A 21329-nucleotide genomic window follows, 5' to 3' on the forward strand; every position below is an offset into this window, starting at 1 on the left:
TTCAATTTTTCTCAATTAATAATAGCCGTATGAAAACAGAACGCAGATCAATCCTTAAAAAATTATTCGCCTCGGTAGCCGGTGTAACAGGACTTGGCATGGCATCTTCACAAGCGAAAGCACTTGAAGCTGCACCTGAAAAGGAAGTTGGAAATGTTGTTAACCACCAGGATGTACCACTGTTTTCAGGGCATACAAAATTCAATAATCTTGTTTTTATAGCAGGTAAAGGCGCCCACTTTGAGGGCGATATTACAGCCCATACAAAACATGTTCTGGATGAAGTTGAAAAAGAATTGATTGCCGCTGGCTCTTCGATGCAAAAAGTATTAAAAGTAAGCGTTTTGCTTCATGACCTGAATGATTACAAGGCAATGAACGAAGCTTACAAAGGCAGATTTGGCGATAAGCCACCAGTGCGCACAACGGTTGCCGTTTATGGCGGAGTACCGGGAAACTCGCTTGTGGAAATAGATTGCATCGCCTACATCTAGCCGAAAGGTAAAGTATCACTGAGATGATCTTCGGATTTCTCAGTGATATTTTTTCTGTTTACGCATTCCTCTTCCCTTAACCATTTCTTAACTTATCTGTTTTCAAAACGATAAGAACCTGACCAACCCGTTATTGCCTGCTCACTCCTGAAATTAAAAAGTATCCGGTTTCATAATTATTAATTCTTTTTGGGAAATTATTCGTTTAGAATTGATAAAATATTACCAGTTAATCTAACCGCTCTGTGCTTATTACGGCAACAAAACAGTAAATTTGATACTTAATTCCTAATCCTTCAAAATGAAAAAAATAATTCTTTCCATGGGTCTTTTAATGGCCTGTTGCAGCATTTCCGCGAATGCTCAAAAATACACCATCATTATCAAAGGAGGCCACGTTATTGATCCGAAGAATAATATCAACGGTATCATGGATGTTGCTTTAAACGGTGACACCGTTAAAAGTGTAGCCAAAAACATTGATCCGAAACTTGCCGCACAGGTTGTTGATGCCAAAGGAATGTACGTTACTCCGGGATTAATTGATATGCACTCGCATAACTTTTACGGAACAAAAATGGATCAGACGTACAGCAACGGACCTAACGCATTGCCTCCGGACGGTTTTACTTTTCGTACCGGCGTTACTACGGTTGTAGACGCAGGTTGTGCCGGTTGGAAATCCTTTCCTGACTTCAAAAAACAAACCATAGATATTTCAAAAACCCGTGTTCTGGCATTTCTGAATATTGTAGGAGAAGGAATGCGTGGCGGAACATATGAGCAGAATATCGCTGATATGGATCCTGAAAATACAGCACGCGTTGCCAAAGAAAATCCTGACTATGTAGTTGGTGTAAAACTGGCTCACTTCAACGGCCACGACTGGACGCCAACTGACAAAGCTGTGGCAGCCGGAAAACTCGCCAATATTCCTGTTATGATTGATTTTGGCGGAAGCACTCCCGTACTTTCAATCGAAGAATTATTCATGCAGCACCTTCGTCCGGGTGATATTTTCACACATTGCTTCGGACAATTATCAAGTCGCGAACCAATTCTGGATGTTAAAACCGGAAAAATTAAACCATTCGTTTACGAAGCTCGTAAAAAAGGAATTCTGTTTGATGTGGGTTATGGTGGTATCAGTTTCGCTTTTTCTCAGGCAATTCCGGCTGTGAAAAGTGGATTTTATCCAAATACAATCAGCACCGATATTCATACGGGAAGTATGAACGCTGCGATGAAAGATATGCTGAATGTGATGTCCAAATTCCTGGCTATGGGTATGGATCTGCAAAGCGTTATCAAAGCGAGTACCTGGGCTCCTGCACAGGCAATTCACAGAGAGCAGCTTGGAAGCTTAACCGTAGGCGGACTAGCCGATATCGCAGTTTTACGCGTCTTGAAAGGAAATTTCAGCATGAACGATACCGGTGTTTTTGGTTTCTTTGATTATACCGGAACAAAAATTACGGGTAAAGAAAAACTGGAATGTGAACTGACAATCCGCGCCGGAAAAGTGGTATATGACCTGAACGGAATCACCTCGCCTATCGTCGTTGCTTCAAAAAGAAATTAATACAATCTAGTAAAATTCGGGATATCCGGTCTTTTCTCATTTGGGTTACAAATTGATACATTATGTATCCGGTTTGTAATCCAAATTTTATCTTGCCGGCCCTTCATAAATTGCAATTCCATTGAAATGAAAATTAAATCCATTGTTGCCGCAGCATTATTTTTAAGCTTTAATTTTTTCAATTCTCTTCACGCCCAAACCATATCAAAAGAAGAATTGATTTTTTTGACTTCTGAATGGAAAGGCGAACGTTTCCCTGACGGAAGACCAAAAGTGTCTGATGACTTCATTCGCCGGGCAAAAGAAATTGCCATTGAAGAAGCCTGGGTTGTGCTCCAAAATGAAGGTTATAATTCTCAGTTTGATGCAAACTGGAAAATGATCCATCAGGATGTGACTATCGCAGGTCGTGCACTTACTGCACAATTTATGCCTTCCCGCCCGGATGTTGAAAAAAATATAAAAGAACGGGGTGCAAAAAATGGCCGTATCGGAAATACCAACTCGTGGCCGATAGACCAGCTTTCCAAAGGTGATGTTTACGTTGCTGACGGTTTTGGAAAAATTGCCCAGGGTACTTTAATCGGTGATAATCTTGGAAATTCAATATTTGCAAAATCAGGAAACGGCGTTGTTTTTGATGCCTCAGCAAGAGATTTGGAAGGTTTGTCAAAAATTGAAGGTTTCAACGCATTTGTCCGTGACTGGGATCCTTCTTATTTGAAAGATGTGGTTTTAATGGGACTTAATACGCCTATCCGCATCGGAAGAGCGATTGTTTTACCGGGAGATCTAGTTCTTGCCAAAAGAGAAGGTATCATTTTCATCCCTGCGCATTTGGTTGAAAAGGTAGTTTTAACCGCTGAATTTATCGCGATCCGTGACAAATTCGGAATTCAGATGTTGAAAGAAGGAAAATACACACCGGGACAAATTGATAGTCAGTGGTCAGACAAATTAAAAGATGATTTCCTGAAATGGCTGGATAAAAACCCAAAAGAAATTCCAATGAAGCGTTCTGAACTGGACGAATACATGAAGAAAAGAACCTGGTAATAAGTCTTGGGAAAAAGTAAGAAATACATATTTCCTGCTTTTTTCCTAAAAATGCACCTTTTTTAAAATTGCATAATTAACATAAGTTTATGAATATTTACAAGCTTCTATCTGGTGTTGCTATTTTGTGTCTGGTTGTAGCGCTTTATCTTACAGTAACAGGAAATCTGGCTCAGGCGGGCCCGTTTTTTATTGGCTTTTTCTTAGCATTGGCCATAAGTTTCAGAGGGTCGGAAACTTTGAAAGGATTTACTTATACAACGATTATTTTTGCAGCCGTTACTACTGCTTTATATTATCCTCAATATTTTCAGCAATATGATGGTTTCAAATTTGCAACGCTGATTACGCCATTAATCCAGATAATCATGTTTGGAATGGGGACTTCGATGAGTTTTGAGGATTTTGTTGGTGTTGTAAAAATGCCAAGAGGTGTTTTTATCGGTGTTACAAGTCACTTTTTAATCATGCCGCTTTTGGGTTTTACACTGGCAAGCATCAGCGGTTTTCCAGCTGAAATTGCAGCCGGAATTATCCTGATCGGTTGTTCTCCAAATGGTATGGCGTCCAATGTAATTTCCTATTTGGCAAAAGCAAATCTTGCATTATCTATTACAATTACTGCAATTTCAACCATGCTGGCTCCTTTAATGACGCCAATGCTGATGAAATTATATGCCGGTGCTTTTGTTGAAATTGATATGCTGCATATGATGTGGGATATTGTTAAAATGGTAATTCTGCCAATTGGTGCCGGATTAATTTTCAACAAATTGTTTCACGGAAAAGCAAATTGGCTGGATACTGCAATGCCTTTGGTTTCGATGTCAGGAATTGCATTTATTATTGTGATTATTACGGCGGCAGGAAGGGACAGTCTTTTGACGATCGGGCCGGCTTTAATAGGACTGGTGTTGATTCACAATCTTTTGGGATATACGCTTGGATATTTCTCGGGGAAACTATTCAAAATGAGCGAACGAGATTGTCGTACAATTGCCATTGAAGTTGGTATGCAGAATGGCGGATTGGCGTCAGGAATAGCAAAGGAAATGGGAAAAATGGCGACAGTAGGTTTGGCACCCGCGGTTTTTGGACCATTAATGAATATTACCGGATCAATCCTCGCATCTTATTGGCATAGAAAACCTACGGGTGACGAAGCCACGTATGTAGAAACCGGACGAGCTCATTAAAAATATGACGCCCTTTCATAGCCCTGAAAGGGCGTCATATTTTAGGATAGGGCAACGCCCTATGAGAACGATGATGTGAATTCGGAATTGTATAATTCCCATATCCCAAATCAATCGGGCGATGCCCGATTCTAAGATATTACGCCCTTTCAGGGCTAATTTATTTAATCTTCTTTCAGGATTAATTGCATGAAGACCAGGTCCAGCCATTGGTCAAATTTATAGCCAACCTCTCTCAAATATCCTTTTTCTACAAATCCATATTTTTCATGAAATTTGATGCTACCGCGATTTGTGGCGTCGATTCCTGCAATCATGGTGTGCAATCCGGATTCTTTTGCGCGCTGAATTAAACTTCCAAGCAACCTGCCTCCTACTCCTATTCCACGAGATTTGTCATTCAGATAAATCGAATGTTCAACACTGAATTTATAGCCGATTTTCGGACGAAAAATACTGTAAGATCCATACCCGATTACTTCCTTCTCAAATTCAGCTACAATTACCGGCATACCATCGTTTATCATTTTTTCAAACCAGGCAGTCTGTTCTTCCAAAGTTCTGATCTCGTAATCATAAATGGCAGTAGTTTCTAAAATAGCTTGATTTACAATTTCCAGTATAGCCGGTAAGTCTTTCGGAGCAGCATTTCTGATGATAAGATCCATTAAAAGCAGATTCTTTATGAGGTGTTAATTTGACAAATTCAAAGTTACCTCATAATTAGCAAAACTTTCACAGTTTCCCAACCATCAAAAATCAGCTTTAAACTTTTATTTTTTGAAACTCCGATTTTTCCAATAGCTTTACGGAAACTTTAGGGGTGTCCCGTATGCGGACTGAGATAATACCCTTTGAACCTGATGCAGTTAGTACTGCCGATAGGGAAAAGTAAGAGATACTGCTATTGTATCTTAATGAATCTTTCCAAGGTCCATTCCTGAAGTTTTTCTCATAAAACATTATTCAGAATGGAAATCAGCATTAATCAGCAACGTACAGAAATTCCCGAACGCTCTTCGGTTGAAGAACTTTTGTCTTCCTTGTTTGCAGATTCCTCCAAAGGAATCGCTATTGCGATCAATCAGGCCATTATTCCAAAAAAGGAATGGCCTCTTCACATACTCAATCCCAACGATAAAATCACCCTGATCAAAGCTACACAGGGAGGTTAATCAAACTAATATCCTGAACGAATAAACCAATTTTCAACTATCCATCTGGCTAACAGCTTAAAGCCAAAAGCTATTCCATCCATGAAAACTGAAAAAACACCAGACACAGAAGTAATTTCAAGAAAACCTTTTCCAAAATCCAGGAAGATTTATGTGAAAGGAAAAATACACGACATTTCCGTCGCCATGCGTGAGGTATCTCTTAGCGATACAAAAGTGCATGGAAAATTGGGATTGATTGAAAAAAATCCATCCGTTACCATTTACGACACCAGTGGTCCATTTACAGATCCCAACATAGAAATCGATGTAAAAAAAGGACTTGAACCATTAAGAGCTCCCTGGATTTTAAAACGTGGAGATGTGGAGCAGCTTGAAACCATTTCGTCAGAATACGGAACACAGCGCAAAAATGACAAAAGTCTGGATGCTTTAAGATTTGCCCACATCAGTAAACCGTACCGTGCAAAAGCAGGTCAAAATGTTTCTCAACTGCATTATGCCAAAAAGGGAATTATTACGGCTGAAATGGAATATATAGCGATTCGTGAAAACCAGCGGATTGAAGAACAGATTGCAGAACTAAACGGAAAATCAGGAATTCTGGCACATCAGCACGCCGGACATAGTTTCGGAGCAAATACACCAAAAGGATTTATTACGCCGGAGTTTGTACGATCAGAAGTAGCTGCGGGTAGAGCCGTAATTCCGGTTAATATCAATCATCCGGAAAGTGAGCCCATGATTATTGGCAGAAATTTTCTTGTCAAAATCAATGCAAATATTGGGAATTCAGCTGTAACATCCAGCATTGAAGAAGAAGTGGAGAAAACGGTTTGGGCTTGCCGCTGGGGAGCTGATACGATCATGGATCTTTCGACAGGAAAAAATATTCATGAAACCCGGGAATGGATTATCCGCAATTCTCCTGTACCGATCGGCACCGTTCCAATTTATCAGGCGCTTGAAAAAGTGAATGGAAAAGCCGAAGATCTTACCTGGGAATTGTTCAGGGATACCCTAATTGAACAGGCGGAACAAGGTGTTGATTATTTCACAATTCATGCCGGGGTTTTGCTGAGATATATTCCGCTAACAGCCAAACGGATCACAGGAATTGTTTCCCGTGGCGGTTCAATAATGGCAAAGTGGTGTCTTGCCCATCACAAGGAAAACTTTCTCTACACCCATTTTGAAGATATCTGTGAGATCATGAAAGCGTACGACGTCGCATTTTCTTTGGGTGATGGTCTAAGACCGGGCTGCATCGCAGACGCCAATGACGCCGCACAATTTTCTGAACTGGAAACTTTGGGTGAATTAACAAAAATTGCCTGGAAACATGATATCCAAACCATTATTGAAGGCCCCGGCCACGTGCCTATGCATTTGATAAAAGAGAATATGGAAAAACAACTGGAACATTGTCAGGAAGCTCCATTTTACACTTTGGGACCATTAACAACCGACATTGCTCCCGGTTATGACCATATTACCTCTGCAATAGGTGCAGCGATGATTGGCTGGTTTGGAACGGCGATGCTTTGTTACGTTACACCAAAAGAGCATTTGGGTTTGCCTAATAAAAAAGATGTAAAAGACGGTGTGATCACGTACAAAATCGCTGCCCACGCCGCAGATTTGGCAAAAGGACACCCAGGAGCGCAATATCGTGACAATGCATTAAGCAAAGCAAGATTCGAATTCCGCTGGGAAGATCAGTTCAACCTTTCACTTGATCCGGATACCGCCAAAGAATTCCATGATGAAACATTACCCGCCGAAGGTGCCAAAATCGCTCACTTCTGTTCTATGTGCGGACCGAACTTCTGTTCGATGAAAATCACACAGGATGTTCGTGATTATGCCGAAGAAAATGGTTTGATGGAAGAAATGGCACTGGAAGAAGGTATGCAGGAAAAAGCAAGAGAATTTGCTAATAAAGGCAGCGAAATCTACTTATAATGAAACTATTAGCCATATCCAATCCTGAATTTATCCCTGACGAGGCTGAAATAATAAACAGTCTTTTCAGGGAAGGATTGGTGTGTTTACATATCCGAAAACCCGAAAGTAACCCGGCTGATTTTAGGAATTTATTAAGTAAAGTCCATGCGGATTTTCTCGACAGAATTTCAATTCACCAGCACCATGATCTGGCCGGAGAATTTGGGATTAAAAGGCTTCATTTTACTGAAAAAGAAAGAAAATCAGTATCGACGGAAATTCTGGAAAATTTAAAGTCCGGTGGTTTTCTGCTAAGTACTTCAATTCATGATTTATCTGAATTGAAAATTCTTTCCGGGCTTTTCAGCTACACATTTTTCGGGCCGGTGTTTAACAGTATTTCAAAATCAGGTTATCAAGGAGTTCTGAGTCATGATTTTTTCATTGAACCTGAAATTAAAAAAATACCAATTATTGGATTGGGCGGAATAAATCGTCGAAATCTTCAACAAATAGAAAATATGAATTTTGACGGAGCCGCTATTTTGGGAACGTTGTGGGAGAATCCGGAAAATGCTATTATGAGTTTTCGGGAATTACGGGAGTTGGTGAATTTTATCAATCAATCTGAAACATAACAATTAACACGAATCAATTAATCATATCAACAAACACACCGGGGATCACACCAACATAACACCGTGCATCACACCACTACCGGGCGAAGCCCGGTGCTAAAATATGTAAGCCCGTTGGGCTTTGGCACATCCCGAACATTTGGACAAGCACAACCTAATTATGACCTAAATGTTCGTAATCTCCATGACCCTAACAGGGTCACATATCTTAGCCCGGGGTTTATACCCTGGGATTTTAGGGTAATCGAAATCAATCCACAAGAAATAAAATCAAATGATAGAAAAACTCCAGTTCATATCAAACCAAACCAAAGAAATCACCCACCTCGAAAGCATCCAAACCGCACTCGACGCAGGCTGTCGCTGGATACAACTGAGGGTGAAAAATCAATCTTTTGAAGACGTTTTAAATCTTGCAGAAAAAGCCAAGGTCCTTTGTGACAGCTATCAGTCCAAACTTATAATCAACGATTTCCCATTTATCGCAAAAGAAATCAATGCTCACGGTCTGCATCTCGGACTTAATGATATGCCTATTGAAACGGCGAGAAAAATAGTTGGAAAAAACATGATTATAGGCGGGACTGCCAACACATTTGAACATATCGTAAAAAGAATTAACGAAGGAGCAGATTACATAGGATTGGGCCCTTTCCAGTTTACCTCAACCAAACAAAATCTCAGCCCGATTTTGGGATTAGAAGGTTACAGAAATCTAATAAAGTCATTAAAAGAACTTGGTTTATCAATTCCAATAATTGCAATCGGCGGGATTACACAAGAAGATGTTGCACCAATAACCAAAACCGGAATGTACGGAGTAGCCATTTCCGGCTCAATTATTAATTCTGAAAATCCGCGAAACGTGGTTTACAAAATCAAAAAAATACTATGTTAAAAATAGCTGACAAAGAATTTTCATCACGACTTTTCACGGGAACCGGGAAATTCAATTCTTCAAAATTGATGGAAGAGGCGCTCATCGCATCCGGCTCCGAATTGGTAACCGTTGCACTTCGAAGAGTTGATATGAACAATGCGGACGATGATATTTTAATACATCTCAAACATCCGTCTATTGACTTATTACCCAACACATCCGGTGTCCGCACAGCCAAAGAAGCAGTTTTTGCGGCACAACTTGCAAGAGAAGCTTTGGAAACCAACTGGATAAAACTCGAAATTCATCCTGATCCAAAGTACCTGATGCCCGATCCTATTGAAACCCTTCTGGCAACTGAAGAACTGGCAAAACTGGGTTTTGTAATTCTTCCCTACATTCACGCTGATCCGGTTTTGTGCAAGCGACTTGAAAATGCGGGCGCTTCCGCAGTGATGCCATTGGGATCACCCATTGGAAGCAATAAAGGCTTGAAAACGATTGATTTTCTGGAAATCATTATTGAGCAGAGTAAAGTTCCGGTGATTGTCGACGCTGGAATTGGCTCACCTTCGGATGCCGCAAAAGCAATGGAACTTGGTGCGGATGCTGTTCTGGTCAATACCGCGATTGCCATCGCTGGAAATCCGGTTCAGATGGCGATTGCTTTTAAAATGGCCGTAGAAGCTGGAAGAATGGCTTACCATGCCAGATTAGGAAAACAAGGAAATTTTGCCGTGGCAAGCAGCCCGTTAACCGCCTTTTTAGATGAGTAGTTTTAAAGATTTATTCGAAACATATACCTGGGATGATGTTAAGGAAAGTATTTATTCCAAAACAAAAAACGATGTTGAGCGCGCTTTACATACATCCCGAAGAAATCTGGAAGATTTTAAAGCGTTAATTTCTCCTGCGGCTACCACCTATCTGGAACCTATGGCGCAGCTAAGTCAGCAGTTGACACAAAAGCGTTTTGGAAAAACAATCCAGCTTTATATTCCACTTTATCTTTCCAATGAATGCACCAATATTTGCACCTATTGCGGGTTCAGTCTGGATAATAAAGTGCGGAGAAAAACGCTGACCGAAGACGAGATTTTACAGGAAGTAAAAGTGATCAAAAGCCTTGGCTATGATCATGTACTTTTGGTGACAGGCGAAGCGAATCAAACCGTACATGTACAATATTTCAAAAAAGTTTTAAAATTAATTCGTCCGTATTTTGCTCAGGTTTCGATGGAAGTTCAGCCTCTGGACACGGAAGAATATGTTGAACTGATTCCACTTGGATTAACTTCGGTATTGATTTATCAGGAAACTTATCACAAAGAAGATTATAAAAAACACCATCCCAAAGGAAAAAAATCTAACTTTAATTACCGTTTGGAAACGCCGGACAGACTGGGCCAGGCTGGTATTCATAAAATGGGTTTAGGCGTTTTAATTGGTTTGGAAGATTGGCGGACGGATAGTTTTTTCACAGCTTTACATCTCAATTATCTTGAAAAAACATATTGGCAAACCCGTTACAGTTTATCATTTCCCAGACTTCGCCCCTTTTCGGGTGGGTTGGAGCCAAAAGTTGAAATGAATGACAAAGAATTGGTGCAACTCATTTGTGCTTATCGTTTGTTTAATGAAGAAGTAGAAATTTCTCTATCAACCAGAGAGTCTGAAAAGTTCAGAAATCATTGTGTACAACTTGGAATAACATCCATAAGTGCAGGTTCAAAAACAAATCCGGGAGGATATGCAGTGGAACCTGAATCGTTGGAGCAATTTGAAATTTCAGATGAAAGAAGTCCGTTTGAAATCGCAGCGATGATCAGGTCTAAGGGATATGAGCCTGTTTGGAAAGATTGGGATAAGGTAATGCAATGTTGAATATTGAATAAGTGAATGATAGAATGTTCAGTCGGCAACACCAGGCTTTCAATGTCGCCGCAGAGCGGCCAAATACTTGTAGAAAACCGGATAATATAAACATGTTAAAGGTGCAGAGCACCGAAACAAATAGCTGTGGAGTCTCAGGAAAGAAAAAGATATAGTCGACAAATAGTGCTTCTAGAAATGGGAATTTCCGGGCAGGAAAAACTGAAAGCTGCCAAGGTGCTTGTCATTGGCGCTGGTGGCTTGGGTTGTCCTGTTTTGCAATATTTGACTGCTGCCGGAGTTGGAACCATTGGTGTGGTTGATGACGATACCGTTGATATTACAAATCTTCACCGGCAGATTTTATATTCCGCTGATGATATTGGAAAAGGAAAAGCGAAAACTGCCGTTGAGAAGCTTTCTGTCATGAATCCTTTTGTCAATCTTATTGCAATTCCTGTAAGATTGGATGAAACGAATGCTTTGGAAATTATTTCAAATTACGATTTGGTCATTGACGGATCTGACAATTTTCCAACCCGTTATCTTGCCAATGACGTTTGTGTCGCTTTGAATAAGCCTTTGGTTTTTGGCTCCATTTTACGTTTTGAAGGTCAGGTTTCAGTTTTCAATTATAAAGGTGGTCCAACATACCGTTGTCTTTTTCCCGAAGCTGAGGAAGGTGATAATTGTGAAGTTGCCGGTGTGATCGGAATTTTGCCGGGCATTATTGGTACCTATATGGCCAATGAAGCCATCAAAATAATCTGCGAATTTGGCGAAATACTTTCCGGAAAATTGCTGGTTTTGAATGCACTTGGAAATACTACCAATGTGTTCAGTTTTAGTCGTTCACCTGAATTTCCGGTTATGCCAATTGAGAAATCATCTGTTATTTCAAAAACAGTTTCTACAAATAAAATTGAGGAAATGTTTTTTGAAGATCTGGAAAACCGATTAGAATCAAACTCCGATGATTTATACCTTATTGATGTAAGAGAAAATTATGAATTTGAGGAAGATTTTATTGGTGGTGAAAATATTCCTCTTTCAGAATTACCGGAAAATATTGCCAATTTCCCTGCTGATAAAACCGTTGTATTTTATTGCACGACCGGAAAACGAAGCCGCATGGCGGCAACTTTATTAGCAAAAAGTAATTTTCAGGGTCAAAGTTTTTGGGTCAAAAAAGGATAGTAAATTAAATTACATGCAACTTCTCCCCTCTCGGTCGCTTTCGCAGATTGTAAAACATTTTCTGATTATCGAAAATGATCACGCTGCGAATGTGCAGCACAGAATGTTTGCAGATGGGAATACGGGAATGGTTTTCAATTATGGAGATCCACTTTTACATCTGGAAAACGGACAGTTGGATATCCTTCCAATTTCTTTTATTTATGGTCAGCCGGAAACCTTCCAGAATATAATTTCAGTTGGTAAAATCGGGATGCTGATTGTGGTTTTCCATCCTTTTGGCTCCTCTTCATTATTACGTATTCCTGCGATTGAATTAAAAAACCAGATTTTGGATCTTGAAATTTTTTATCCGGTTGAGAATCAGATTATTTCAGATCAAATCGTAAGTTCAATTGATGTATTTGACCAAATTCAAATAATTGAAAATTTTCTGACCGCTAAACTTAAAATTCAAAATCTTTCTTTAAATCTCGCTTGTCAGGCTATACAAATAATAAATAAAAACAATGGTAATCTGCCTGTTACCGAATTAACTTCTCTTTTAAAAATAAGTGAAAGACAGTTGCAAAGAAGTTTTGCTGAACATATCGGAGTTTCACCAAAACGATACTCAGGAGTTACCAGAATTCAGCATTTCTTAAAATTGGTTCGGACAAATACTTCTTCTCTAAACTCACTTACCAATTTAGTTTACGACTGTGGTTTCTTCGATCAGGCGCATTTGATTCGGGAAATGAAAAATATTTCAGGTATTACGCCAGGTCAATATATCGGTCAGTCCAATTTGTTAGCTGCCAATCTCTTGCAGATTTCTGAAAAATAAAGTCTGCCGTCGGGTTTGTACAATTTTGTAATTCCCTGGTTTTCTATTTTTGAATCATCGACTAAAAATGACAAAAGCATGGAAAATATCAAAATTGCAACCGCACAATTTGAGAACAGAAGCGGTGACAAAGTTTATAATCTTGAAATTATCAACCAGCTTTCACAACAGGCCGCTGCCAAAGGCGCCAAAGCTATTTCCTTTCACGAATGCTCAATAACAGGTTACACTTTTGCCCGACATTTATCCAAAGAACAATTACTGGACATTGCTGAATTTATTCCGGATGGCGAAAGTGTTGAAAAACTCACTGCCATTTCCCGCGAACATAATATTACAATTCTCGCCGGTTTGTTTGAAAAAGATTCAGAAGAAAAAATTTATAAAGCCTATGTCTGTGTCAATGAAAATGGACTGGTTGCGAAATTCCGAAAACTTCATCCCTTCATAAATCCGCATTTGACTCCCGGAAATAAATATGTTGTTTTCGATTTATTCGGCTGGAAATGTGGCATTCTGATTTGTTACGATAGTAATATTATTGAAAATGTAAGAGCCACAAAATTGCTTGGAGCCGATATTATTTTCATGCCGCACGTTACTATGTGTACACCTTCGACACGCCCCGGTGCAGGTTTTGTTGATCCGGAATTTTGGGAAAACAGAGAATCTGATCCAACTTCGCTTCGCCAGGAATTTGATGGAGCCAAAGGCCGTAGCTGGCTCATGAAATGGTTGCCGGCACGTGCTTATGACAATGCGATTTATGCCATTTTTTCCAATCCGATTGGCATGGACGATGATCAATTGAAAAATGGTTGTTCCATGATTCTCGATCCTTATGGAGATATTGTTGCGGAATGTCGTGAGCTTGATAATGATATAGCCATTGCAACTTTAACGCCGGAAAAACTGGAACGCGCTGGTGGTTTCCGGTATATCAAAGCGCGACGACCGGATTTGTATGGAGCTATAATTGGAAAGGAACATGAGCCGGAGCAAAAGGTGGTGTGGTTAAATGATGACCAGAAATAAAGTTTTGTATCATTTGAATTTTCAAAAAATACAGTTTACAATTAGAGTAAAGCCAATATAATAATTTCTTTCGCAGTCAAACTCATAGCAATCCGACAAATGCCGTGACTACTTTTTTGTCAAAACTTAAAGACTAAATGGAATTGATTAATTCAGATTTTACTCGCAGACATATATGTAATTCAATTATTCTTTTTTTGATCATTACCATTTTCGCTTTTCAAAGTAGGGCGCAAGATGTTAAACCAGTCTCCATCGAGATCGATTTAAAGAAAGAAAAAGGCCCGATAAAACCGATTTGGTCGTGGTTTGGCTATGATGAGCCAAACTATACTTACATGAAAGACGGGAAAAAACTGCTTTCTGAAATATCTCAATTAAGTAAAGTTCCGGTTTATGTTCGTGCTCATAGTATGCTTGTCACCGGCGACGGCGTGGCTGCTTTGAAATGGGGTTCAACAAATGCTTACACGGAAGATAAAGATGGAAAACCGGTTTACAATTGGACAATTGTTGATAAAATATGTGATACTTATATTGAGCGTGGCATGAAGCCAATTGCCCAAATCGGTTTTATGCCGGAGGCTTTATCTTCTCATCCGCAACCATACCGCCATTTTTGGAAACCCGGAGATAATTACAATGATATCTACACCGGCTGGGCGTATCCGCCAAAAGATTACGCAAAATTTGCAGAACTGGTATATCAATGGGTAAAACATTCGGTTGAAAAATACGGTAAAAAAGAAGTTGAAAGCTGGTATTGGGAATTATGGAATGAGCCCAATATCAGTTACTGGAAAGGCACAACGGAGGAATATATCAAAATGTATGATTATTCAGCTGACGCCGTAAAACGTGCTTTACCCACCGCAAAAGTAGGTGGACCGGAAGTTACAGGCCCAAACTGGGACGTTTCTGCCAAATTTTTCAGAGCATTTCTTGATCATGTTACCAAAGGAAAAAATTATGTTACAGGAAAAATCGGGTCACCTATCGATGTTTTGACCTTTCATGCCAAAGGATCGCCAAAACTGGTTGACGGAATAATTCGCATGGATATGGGAACGCAGCTGCGTGACATGGATAAAGGTTTTGAAATTATTGCTTCTTATCCAACCCTCAAAAACCTGCCGATTATTATAGGTGAATCCGATCCCGAAGGTTGCGCTGCCTGTTCAGAAGATGTTAGTCCGCAAAATGCTTATCGAAATGGGACGATGTATTCAAGTTATACAGCCGCATCTTTTGCGAGAAAATCGGATCTGGCGCAAGCCCGTGGCGTAAATTTATTAGGAGCAGTAACCTGGGCGTTTGAATTTGAAGATCAGGCCTGGTTTCGTGGATTCCGGGATTTAGCTACAAATGGTGTTGATAAACCGGTTTTAAATGTTTTCCGCATGTTCGGAATGATGCAGGGAACGCGCGTAGACGTTAAACAAAATCTGGCTTATAATTTTCTGAAAGTACGTGATGAAAGCGTTCGTGGCGAACCCGACATTAATGCATTTGCATCAAAAGATCAGAAAGTAGCAGCCGTGATGGTCTGGAATTATCATGACGATAATAAACCTGCGCCGGATTCTCCTGTTGATATTCATGTCAAGGGAATTACAGCTCAGCGAGTTTTGGTGCACCATTACCGGATTGATCAGAAATTCAGTAATTCATATGAAGTCTGGAAAAAAATGGGATCACCTAAAAATCCAACCGCAGAGCAAATTTCTACACTTGAAAAAGCCGGACAATTACAGCTTCTGAGCTCTCCTGAATGGATAAATGTTAAAAATGGAGAATTGGTCATGCAATTTCCACTTCCTCGCCAAGCTGTTTCTTTCCTGAAAATTACCTGGTAAAACTTCCTTTTTATCTGATTCAAAAAAATTAATTTAAGATTAATTTTACTCTATCAATTTGGTAGATTTAATAGTTTTAGTAGTTTTGCATATCATCACACAAATTGCTGAATTATTAATACCCATCACCATGTTAGAAAAAGTTCTTTCTCTTAAACTTCCTACAAAACCGGTTTGGTATGTTTTACCGATCAGTGTTGCTGTTCTTTTTGTTGGTTTTTTGTTTTTAAACGGAACAATTTCCATCACGCAGGAAGGAGTCGGAACATTCATAGCCAGTGATTTCGCATTATATTTATTGGTAGGACTTGCTGCTCAGCTTGTCGACGGAGCACTTGGGATGGCATATGGCGTAACTTCCACTTCATTTTTATTGAGTCTGGGTGTAACACCGGCCGTGAGTAGCGCGAGTGTTCACGTAGCAGAAATGTTTACAACCGGCGCCTCAGCAATTTCGCATTTCAGATTTAAAAATATCAATAAAAAACTATTCAAATCCTTACTGATACCAGGTGTGCTTGGTGCGGTTACGGGAGCATATCTTCTTTCCGATGTTATCGACGGAGCGATGATCAAACCTTATATCGCATTTTACATGTTGATCCTGGGTGTCATCATTATTCGTAAAGCAATTCAGAAAAAGCTGATTAAGAACAACACAAAACGCATTGGTGTTCTTGCCGCAACCGGAGGTTTCATGGATTCCGTTGGTGGCGGTGGCTGGGGACCAATCGTAACTTCAACTTTGCTTGGACAGGGACGTGATCCTCGTTACACTATTGGTTCTGTCAACGCAGCTGAATTTGTTATTTCGTTCGCAAGTGGTATTACGTTCCTGATTTTCAATGGAATTAACAGCTGGCAGGTTGTACTCGGACTGATTATTGGCGGCGTTATTGCTGCACCATTCGGAGCACTTCTTGTGGGAAAAATAAAACGCAAACCGTTAATGTTAATGGTTGGAGTTTTGGTTATTGGTTTAAGTTTGAGAACCATAATTCTCAGCATTATCTAATTTTATTCTCTTTCTCTGCAAATACAGAATTCCTGATACACTTTCCCTGGTCATTAGGCATCACTAAATCAAAATTCCTTAGCTTTGCAGAAATTCGTTTCCTGCCATATGCTTAGTGATTTTGGTTATATACTTCTCTTTATAATTGCCGCAATTTCCCTGATCGGGCTTATGCTGACGATCGCTCGTTTTCTTAGACCTGATCGTCCAAATGAAGAAAAACTTACTACTTATGAGTCGGGAGAAGATCCGCTGGGAAATGCTAATGTGCAATTCAACGTACGTTTTTACGTAATCGCCCTGATTTTTGTTCTTTTTGAAATTGAGTTATTATTTCTTTTTCCCTGGGCAGTTGTCTTTGGTAATGAAGATCTTATCGCGCAGACAAACGGGCAATGGGGATGGTTTGCAATGGCAGAAATGACGGTTTTTGTATTGATATTAATTCTGGGACTGGCATACGCCTGGGTAAAAGGTTACCTTGACTGGGTTCGCCCTGAACCAAAAATTCCGGAAGTAAAATCGCCGGTCCCTGCCGATTTGTATAAGCAGGTTAATGAGAAATATAAGAGAGTTTGATTTAATCAATAGGGGTATTGATAAGTACTAAAACAAAACAGGGAGCTCGTATATGAGCTCCCTGTTTTGTTTATTTTTAAAATCTCTTAGTTGAATTTGTTATGCATCCTCCCCCACATTTTTCCCATATTTTTTGGAAAAAACACAAGGCCAATTTGTGCATATAACTGATTTGCTTTGAATGATGGCAGATCTGTAACTTTTAAATCATCCCCACGCCATCTTCCCATACGGGCAACGGGCAAATGATAAGTCAACTTACTGCTGATATAAACTTTGTCATAGACCTTTGGAAACAGATTCATTTTATAATCAACTCCGATTCCGGCATGTAAATTAAAACTGCCGTTATGTATTTTGGCTGACCGGTAACCATTTGGATTGGAGACAACCTGTGCGAAACTTGCTGTCTGATCATTTTTAACTTTCACCTGATATAACATCAGATCCCATCCAATAGGTATCAAAACATTCCAGTGTGTGGAATTAACGAATTTTGGACTGGCATCTACACCAATTCCAATCCCTCTGAAAGAACCCTTGCTTTGATTTTCGTTGTTACTATGTTTGGTAGAGTTCATCAGAATTAACCGGCTTTCGGCAAAGAATTTCTCAGTTTCCATTCTTTTGGCAAGAACGATTGAAGCCATCAAATCTTCAAAAGGTTTGATATTCAAAGCCTTCATTTGATTTCGTATGGCTTTGAAACTGCTGTTCGATAAAACTCCGAATTCACCGTAAATAGCCATTCCGCTCATGAATTTTTTGGGAGCCGTAACAGTAGTGTCCGAAATCTGCTGTGCGCTGGATAGATTAATAAAAAAGGCAGAAAAAATAATTGTCAAAAGTAGTTTGTTTTTCATATCTGGATAAGTTGAAGTGTTTGCAATCTGACACAAACAAAAGCCTGTTTCTTGTCATTATTCATTACTTTTGTATTCTGACAGATTAGCTCTTGTCTGAGCAAATATTGTACCAGTGGATTTACCGAAAGCGACAGGGATGAGTGAACGAATCAAAACCGGAGACGGCGGAATTATATTAACCAATGCGGAAGATTTGATGAACTGGGCAAGGCTTTCTTCGCTTTGGCCTATGGGATTCGGCCTGGCTTGCTGTGCAATTGAAATGATGGCTGCATATGCTTCACATTACGATTTGGAACGTTTTGGAATATTGCCGCGCCCTTCCCCACGCCAGTCTGATGTAATGATCGTTGCCGGAACAGTTACTTTCAAAATGGCCGACAGGATTCGTCGTTTGTATGAACAAATGCCTGAGCCTCGCTATGTAATTTCCATGGGAAGCTGCTCAAATTGTGGCGGTCCTTACTGGGAACATGGGTATCACGTGGTCAAAGGTGTGGATAAAATTATTCCTGTCGATATATACGTTCCCGGCTGTCCTCCACGCCCGGAAGCGCTGATCGGCGGATTTATGAAATTGCAGGAAAAAATTCGAGGAGAACATCCGCTTGCACCCGAATTATTTTTGGAAATGCAGGAAGGTGTTCCCGCTTAATTATTCCTTCATTCAAAATTGAAATACTGAAATGACTTTTGAAGAAATAAAAAATAATCTGATTGCGGCGTTTGGAGAAATAATAACTTCGGATGAAAAAGGACTTCAACCATCCATCACAGTCCCAACTGAAAACATTGCCGAAATCTGTCAGTTTTTGTTTGAAGACGAGCGTTTTTATTTTGATTATCTGGCTTGTATTACAGCCATAGATAATGGTCCCGGACTGGCTACAATGGAATTGATCTACAATCTCACCTCTATTCCTTATGGTCACGACCTGATGCTTAAAGTTATTTTCCCCCGAAATACTGAAGACCAGCCACTGCCTTCTGTCTCTACGGTAAGCCACATCTGGCGCACGGCCGACTGGCATGAGCGTGAAGCTTTCGATCTGTTTGGGATTCATTTTGAGAACCATCCCGATCTTCGCCGGATTTTGCTTCCCGAAGACTGGGAAGGACACCCTTTAAGAAAAGATTATAGCGCCCAGGAGAAATATCATGGAATAAATGTACGGTTCGAAAACTGACACAAATACAATAAATATCTATAAATCAATAATTTAACTCACCTCTCTATTTCTTCACTTATTCACCTCTTTGAAATTTAATTGACAAACTTGTTTGCTTCATAAAGGCTCAGTATTTTTCGTTATTAATTACTGATCAACATGCGAACTAAATTACCCCTAATAATTCTCGTTATATTCCTGTGCACCTCCTATTCCGGATTTGCTGCTACGGATTCCCTAATAATCAAAGGAAGAATATTGAATCTCACCGGGCGATTATACCGACAGGCTCCATCCATTACTTTTTCCAGAAATAATATTTTACAGCCACAGTCAGAGCTAAGTAAACAGGCTCCGTTGCAGGCTGATGGCAGTTTCCGGGTTTCGCTGCCGATTTTATTTTCCAGTGAAGAGATTTATCTGGATTACAGCGGAAAGGCGTTTACAACTTTTTTAGGATCACCTGGCGAAATAGAAATCACTTTCAACGGAGATTCTATCGCTAAGGCAAAAAAGCTGTTTTACTTCGCCGGCGTAAATGCTACCGCGAACAATTTATATCCGCAATACCTGGCTTCGTTGAATAATGCACTGGCCTCAAACAGTGTATTGGGAACAAAATTTTATGAAACCTATTGGGATAAAACTTTTCCCGAAGCACAAAAAGCAGCCTCAGCCCGTGCAGAACTTCGGGTTTCTGCATTATTGCAAACTTCAAATTCCGTTCCGGATAAGGCACTTACGCAATGGGTACAATCGATTGCGGAAGATGAGCGGTATCAAAATCTGTATGAATATTTATTGAGCAATCAGCTTGATGTGCCAAAATCAGACAGCTGGCTTATTGATTTAAAAAAACTTACAAAGGCACCTTTGACAGCCCAGCACGTTTCCCTGGCTGACCGGATTTCTTCATATGCCGATTTGAAAAAACAGTTATGGGCCAATGGCGCCTCGCCAAAGGTCAATTCCCTGCAAGTAAGATTGATGGGAACAATGATAAAAAATAATACGCCCGGATTGACAGACGATGAAACTGAAAAACTCGATGCGATTATAGACCGCGGAAAAGCCGAAAAGATTGAAATGGATTTCCTCAATAATCTTTACAAAAAAAATACCGCATTACTTGATTTGCTTTTTGCCTATGAAGCCGAAAGCAGGTTCAATCATACGCAATTTGACAGTACCGGCTCTGATTTCCTGAATGCCAGATACCTGCCTAAGAACTTTTACAAGTTTTCGTACAAAAATCAGCTTAACCTGAATAAATATATTCAAACACGTTTGATATCACCACAATTCCGTCAGTCGCTGGATGAAATTGTACGACTGGAAGTTAAGGATAGTGTTAATATCAATAAAATGATTTCTTTCGCTAATCTTAAAGCTACACCAACAGAAGTGCTTCCTGAATATTGGCTGGCCGAATCTGACAGTCGCGGGAATGCCTGGTTCAATAGTATTACAGAACAATACAAAGGGAAAACGCTTTATATTTTAAAATGGAATATTGAGGATCAGAAAAGCAGGGATGACCTGGAATATGCGGCTTCTTTACGTGCACAATTACCTACGGACGTAGAATTTATTTACCTGCATTTACCTATGGATGAGAATCCTGTTTCTTACGACCTGGTTAAACAATATATAGTAAGACACCAATTAAAAGGCGTACATATGTTTATCAACAGCAATCAAATCATTGACTTACTTATAAGACTTAATCCGCTTGATTCTGGATCTTACGCTATTATCAAACCCAACGGGAAATTTGAAACGAAAAAAGCGCCCTCACCAGCGCAGACAGAGCTTGTTTTGAAAGCAATTCGTGAGGCACGAAATTAATTAAGTATAATCTTATTTTTATTCCAATCTTAGCACCATAAAAACAGTTTAAATCTTACTACATCTAACATTCGTACGTTTATATATTGTCTAATGAA

The 21329-nt window shown here is 39.8% G+C and carries 21 protein-coding genes and 1 riboswitch; of the genes, 19 read left to right on the plus strand and 2 right to left on the minus strand.

Annotated features, from left to right (window positions below; genetic code table 11):
- Positions 1 to 29: 29 nt before the first annotated feature.
- From IEE83_RS22015 to IEE83_RS22030, 4 genes are all read left to right on the plus strand, one after another.
- Positions 30 to 494 (plus strand): RidA family protein, encoded by a 465-nt coding sequence (locus IEE83_RS22015; RefSeq protein WP_194122643.1) that lies wholly within the window; start codon positions 30 to 32, stop codon positions 492 to 494.
- A 301-nt stretch (positions 495 to 795) separates the two neighbouring features.
- Positions 796 to 2076 (plus strand): amidohydrolase/deacetylase family metallohydrolase, encoded by a 1281-nt coding sequence (locus IEE83_RS22020; RefSeq protein ID WP_194122644.1) that lies wholly within the window; start codon positions 796 to 798, stop codon positions 2074 to 2076.
- A gap of 126 nt (positions 2077 to 2202) precedes the next feature.
- Positions 2203 to 3132 (plus strand): RraA family protein, encoded by a 930-nt coding sequence (locus tag IEE83_RS22025; RefSeq protein ID WP_194122645.1) that lies wholly within the window; start codon positions 2203 to 2205, stop codon positions 3130 to 3132.
- 89 nt (positions 3133 to 3221) lie between these two features.
- Positions 3222 to 4328 (plus strand): bile acid:sodium symporter family protein, encoded by a 1107-nt coding sequence (locus IEE83_RS22030; protein ID WP_194122646.1) that lies wholly within the window; start codon positions 3222 to 3224, stop codon positions 4326 to 4328.
- Positions 4329 to 4492: 164 nt separating this feature from the next.
- Here IEE83_RS22030 and IEE83_RS22035 read toward each other — a convergent pair whose 3' ends face one another.
- Positions 4493 to 4996 carry a GNAT family N-acetyltransferase gene (locus IEE83_RS22035; protein ID WP_194122647.1) on the minus strand — a complete coding sequence of 168 codons (504 nt, stop codon included), beginning with the start codon at positions 4994 to 4996 and terminating at the stop codon, positions 4493 to 4495.
- A 141-nt stretch (positions 4997 to 5137) separates the two neighbouring features.
- Positions 5138 to 5233, plus strand: a riboswitch (TPP riboswitch).
- 66 nt (positions 5234 to 5299) lie between these two features.
- Between IEE83_RS22035 and thiS the strand changes: the two genes are divergently transcribed.
- The 12 genes from thiS (at position 5300) to IEE83_RS22095 (ending at position 17348) form a co-directional block, all read left to right on the plus strand.
- On the plus strand, positions 5300 to 5503 hold the full coding sequence (thiS, locus tag IEE83_RS22040) for a sulfur carrier protein ThiS (protein WP_194122648.1): 204 nt from the start codon (positions 5300 to 5302) through the stop codon (positions 5501 to 5503).
- A gap of 81 nt (positions 5504 to 5584) precedes the next feature.
- Entirely contained in the window at positions 5585 to 7468 is a 1884-nt protein-coding gene (gene thiC, locus IEE83_RS22045; protein WP_194122649.1) for a phosphomethylpyrimidine synthase ThiC, read from the plus strand.
- Positions 7468 to 8088 carry a thiamine phosphate synthase gene (locus IEE83_RS22050; RefSeq protein ID WP_194122650.1) on the plus strand — a complete coding sequence of 207 codons (621 nt, stop codon included), beginning with the start codon at positions 7468 to 7470 and terminating at the stop codon, positions 8086 to 8088. Before thiC ends, IEE83_RS22050 begins: the two co-directional genes overlap by 1 nt.
- A gap of 274 nt (positions 8089 to 8362) precedes the next feature.
- A complete protein-coding gene (locus IEE83_RS22055) occupies positions 8363 to 8986 on the plus strand; it encodes a thiamine phosphate synthase (RefSeq protein WP_194122651.1) in 624 nt (207 codons plus the stop codon).
- Complete coding sequence (locus IEE83_RS22060; RefSeq protein WP_194122652.1) at positions 8980 to 9744, plus strand: thiazole synthase; 765 nt, start codon at positions 8980 to 8982, stop codon at positions 9742 to 9744. Before IEE83_RS22055 ends, IEE83_RS22060 begins: the two co-directional genes overlap by 7 nt.
- The gene (gene thiH / locus IEE83_RS22065; protein WP_194122653.1) at positions 9737 to 10852 is read left to right on the plus strand and encodes a 2-iminoacetate synthase ThiH; all 1116 of its coding nucleotides are present in this window, start codon (positions 9737 to 9739) and stop codon (positions 10850 to 10852) included. Before IEE83_RS22060 ends, thiH begins: the two co-directional genes overlap by 8 nt.
- A gap of 135 nt (positions 10853 to 10987) precedes the next feature.
- The gene (gene moeB / locus IEE83_RS33465; protein WP_194122654.1) at positions 10988 to 12037 is read left to right on the plus strand and encodes a HesA/MoeB/ThiF family protein; all 1050 of its coding nucleotides are present in this window, start codon (positions 10988 to 10990) and stop codon (positions 12035 to 12037) included.
- A gap of 13 nt (positions 12038 to 12050) precedes the next feature.
- On the plus strand, positions 12051 to 12863 hold the full coding sequence (locus IEE83_RS22075) for a helix-turn-helix transcriptional regulator (RefSeq protein WP_194122655.1): 813 nt from the start codon (positions 12051 to 12053) through the stop codon (positions 12861 to 12863).
- Positions 12864 to 12941: 78 nt separating this feature from the next.
- The gene (locus IEE83_RS22080; RefSeq protein ID WP_194122656.1) at positions 12942 to 13898 is read left to right on the plus strand and encodes a nitrilase family protein; all 957 of its coding nucleotides are present in this window, start codon (positions 12942 to 12944) and stop codon (positions 13896 to 13898) included.
- Positions 13899 to 14035: 137 nt separating this feature from the next.
- Positions 14036 to 15754, plus strand: a complete 1719-nt coding sequence (locus tag IEE83_RS22085; protein WP_194122657.1) for a GH39 family glycosyl hydrolase — start codon at positions 14036 to 14038, stop codon at positions 15752 to 15754.
- Positions 15755 to 15884: 130 nt separating this feature from the next.
- Positions 15885 to 16769: a sulfite exporter TauE/SafE family protein gene (locus tag IEE83_RS22090; RefSeq protein ID WP_194122658.1), complete on the plus strand. Its 885-nt coding sequence runs from the start codon at positions 15885 to 15887 to the stop codon at positions 16767 to 16769.
- Between the two features lie 108 nt (positions 16770 to 16877).
- Positions 16878 to 17348: an NADH-quinone oxidoreductase subunit A gene (locus tag IEE83_RS22095; RefSeq protein ID WP_194123514.1), complete on the plus strand. Its 471-nt coding sequence runs from the start codon at positions 16878 to 16880 to the stop codon at positions 17346 to 17348.
- Between the two features lie 86 nt (positions 17349 to 17434).
- On the opposite strand, the gene IEE83_RS22100 is transcribed toward IEE83_RS22095, so the two are convergent.
- Positions 17435 to 18211, minus strand: a complete 777-nt coding sequence (locus IEE83_RS22100; protein WP_194122659.1) for a hypothetical protein — start codon at positions 18209 to 18211, stop codon at positions 17435 to 17437.
- 139 nt (positions 18212 to 18350) lie between these two features.
- On the opposite strand from IEE83_RS22100, the gene IEE83_RS22105 reads away from it, so the two are divergent.
- From IEE83_RS22105 to IEE83_RS22115, 3 genes are all read left to right on the plus strand, one after another.
- On the plus strand, positions 18351 to 18869 hold the full coding sequence (locus tag IEE83_RS22105) for an NADH-quinone oxidoreductase subunit B (protein WP_137343053.1): 519 nt from the start codon (positions 18351 to 18353) through the stop codon (positions 18867 to 18869).
- 31 nt (positions 18870 to 18900) lie between these two features.
- Positions 18901 to 19401, plus strand: coding sequence for an NADH-quinone oxidoreductase subunit C (locus IEE83_RS22110; protein ID WP_194122660.1), 501 nt, complete (start codon positions 18901 to 18903; stop codon positions 19399 to 19401).
- Positions 19402 to 19542: 141 nt separating this feature from the next.
- Positions 19543 to 21231, plus strand: coding sequence for a hypothetical protein (locus IEE83_RS22115; RefSeq protein ID WP_194122661.1), 1689 nt, complete (start codon positions 19543 to 19545; stop codon positions 21229 to 21231).
- The last annotated feature ends 98 nt before the right edge of the window (positions 21232 to 21329 follow it).

It is taken from the genome of Dyadobacter subterraneus (assembly GCF_015221875.1).
GTDB lineage: Bacteria > Bacteroidota > Bacteroidia > Cytophagales > Spirosomataceae > Dyadobacter > Dyadobacter subterraneus.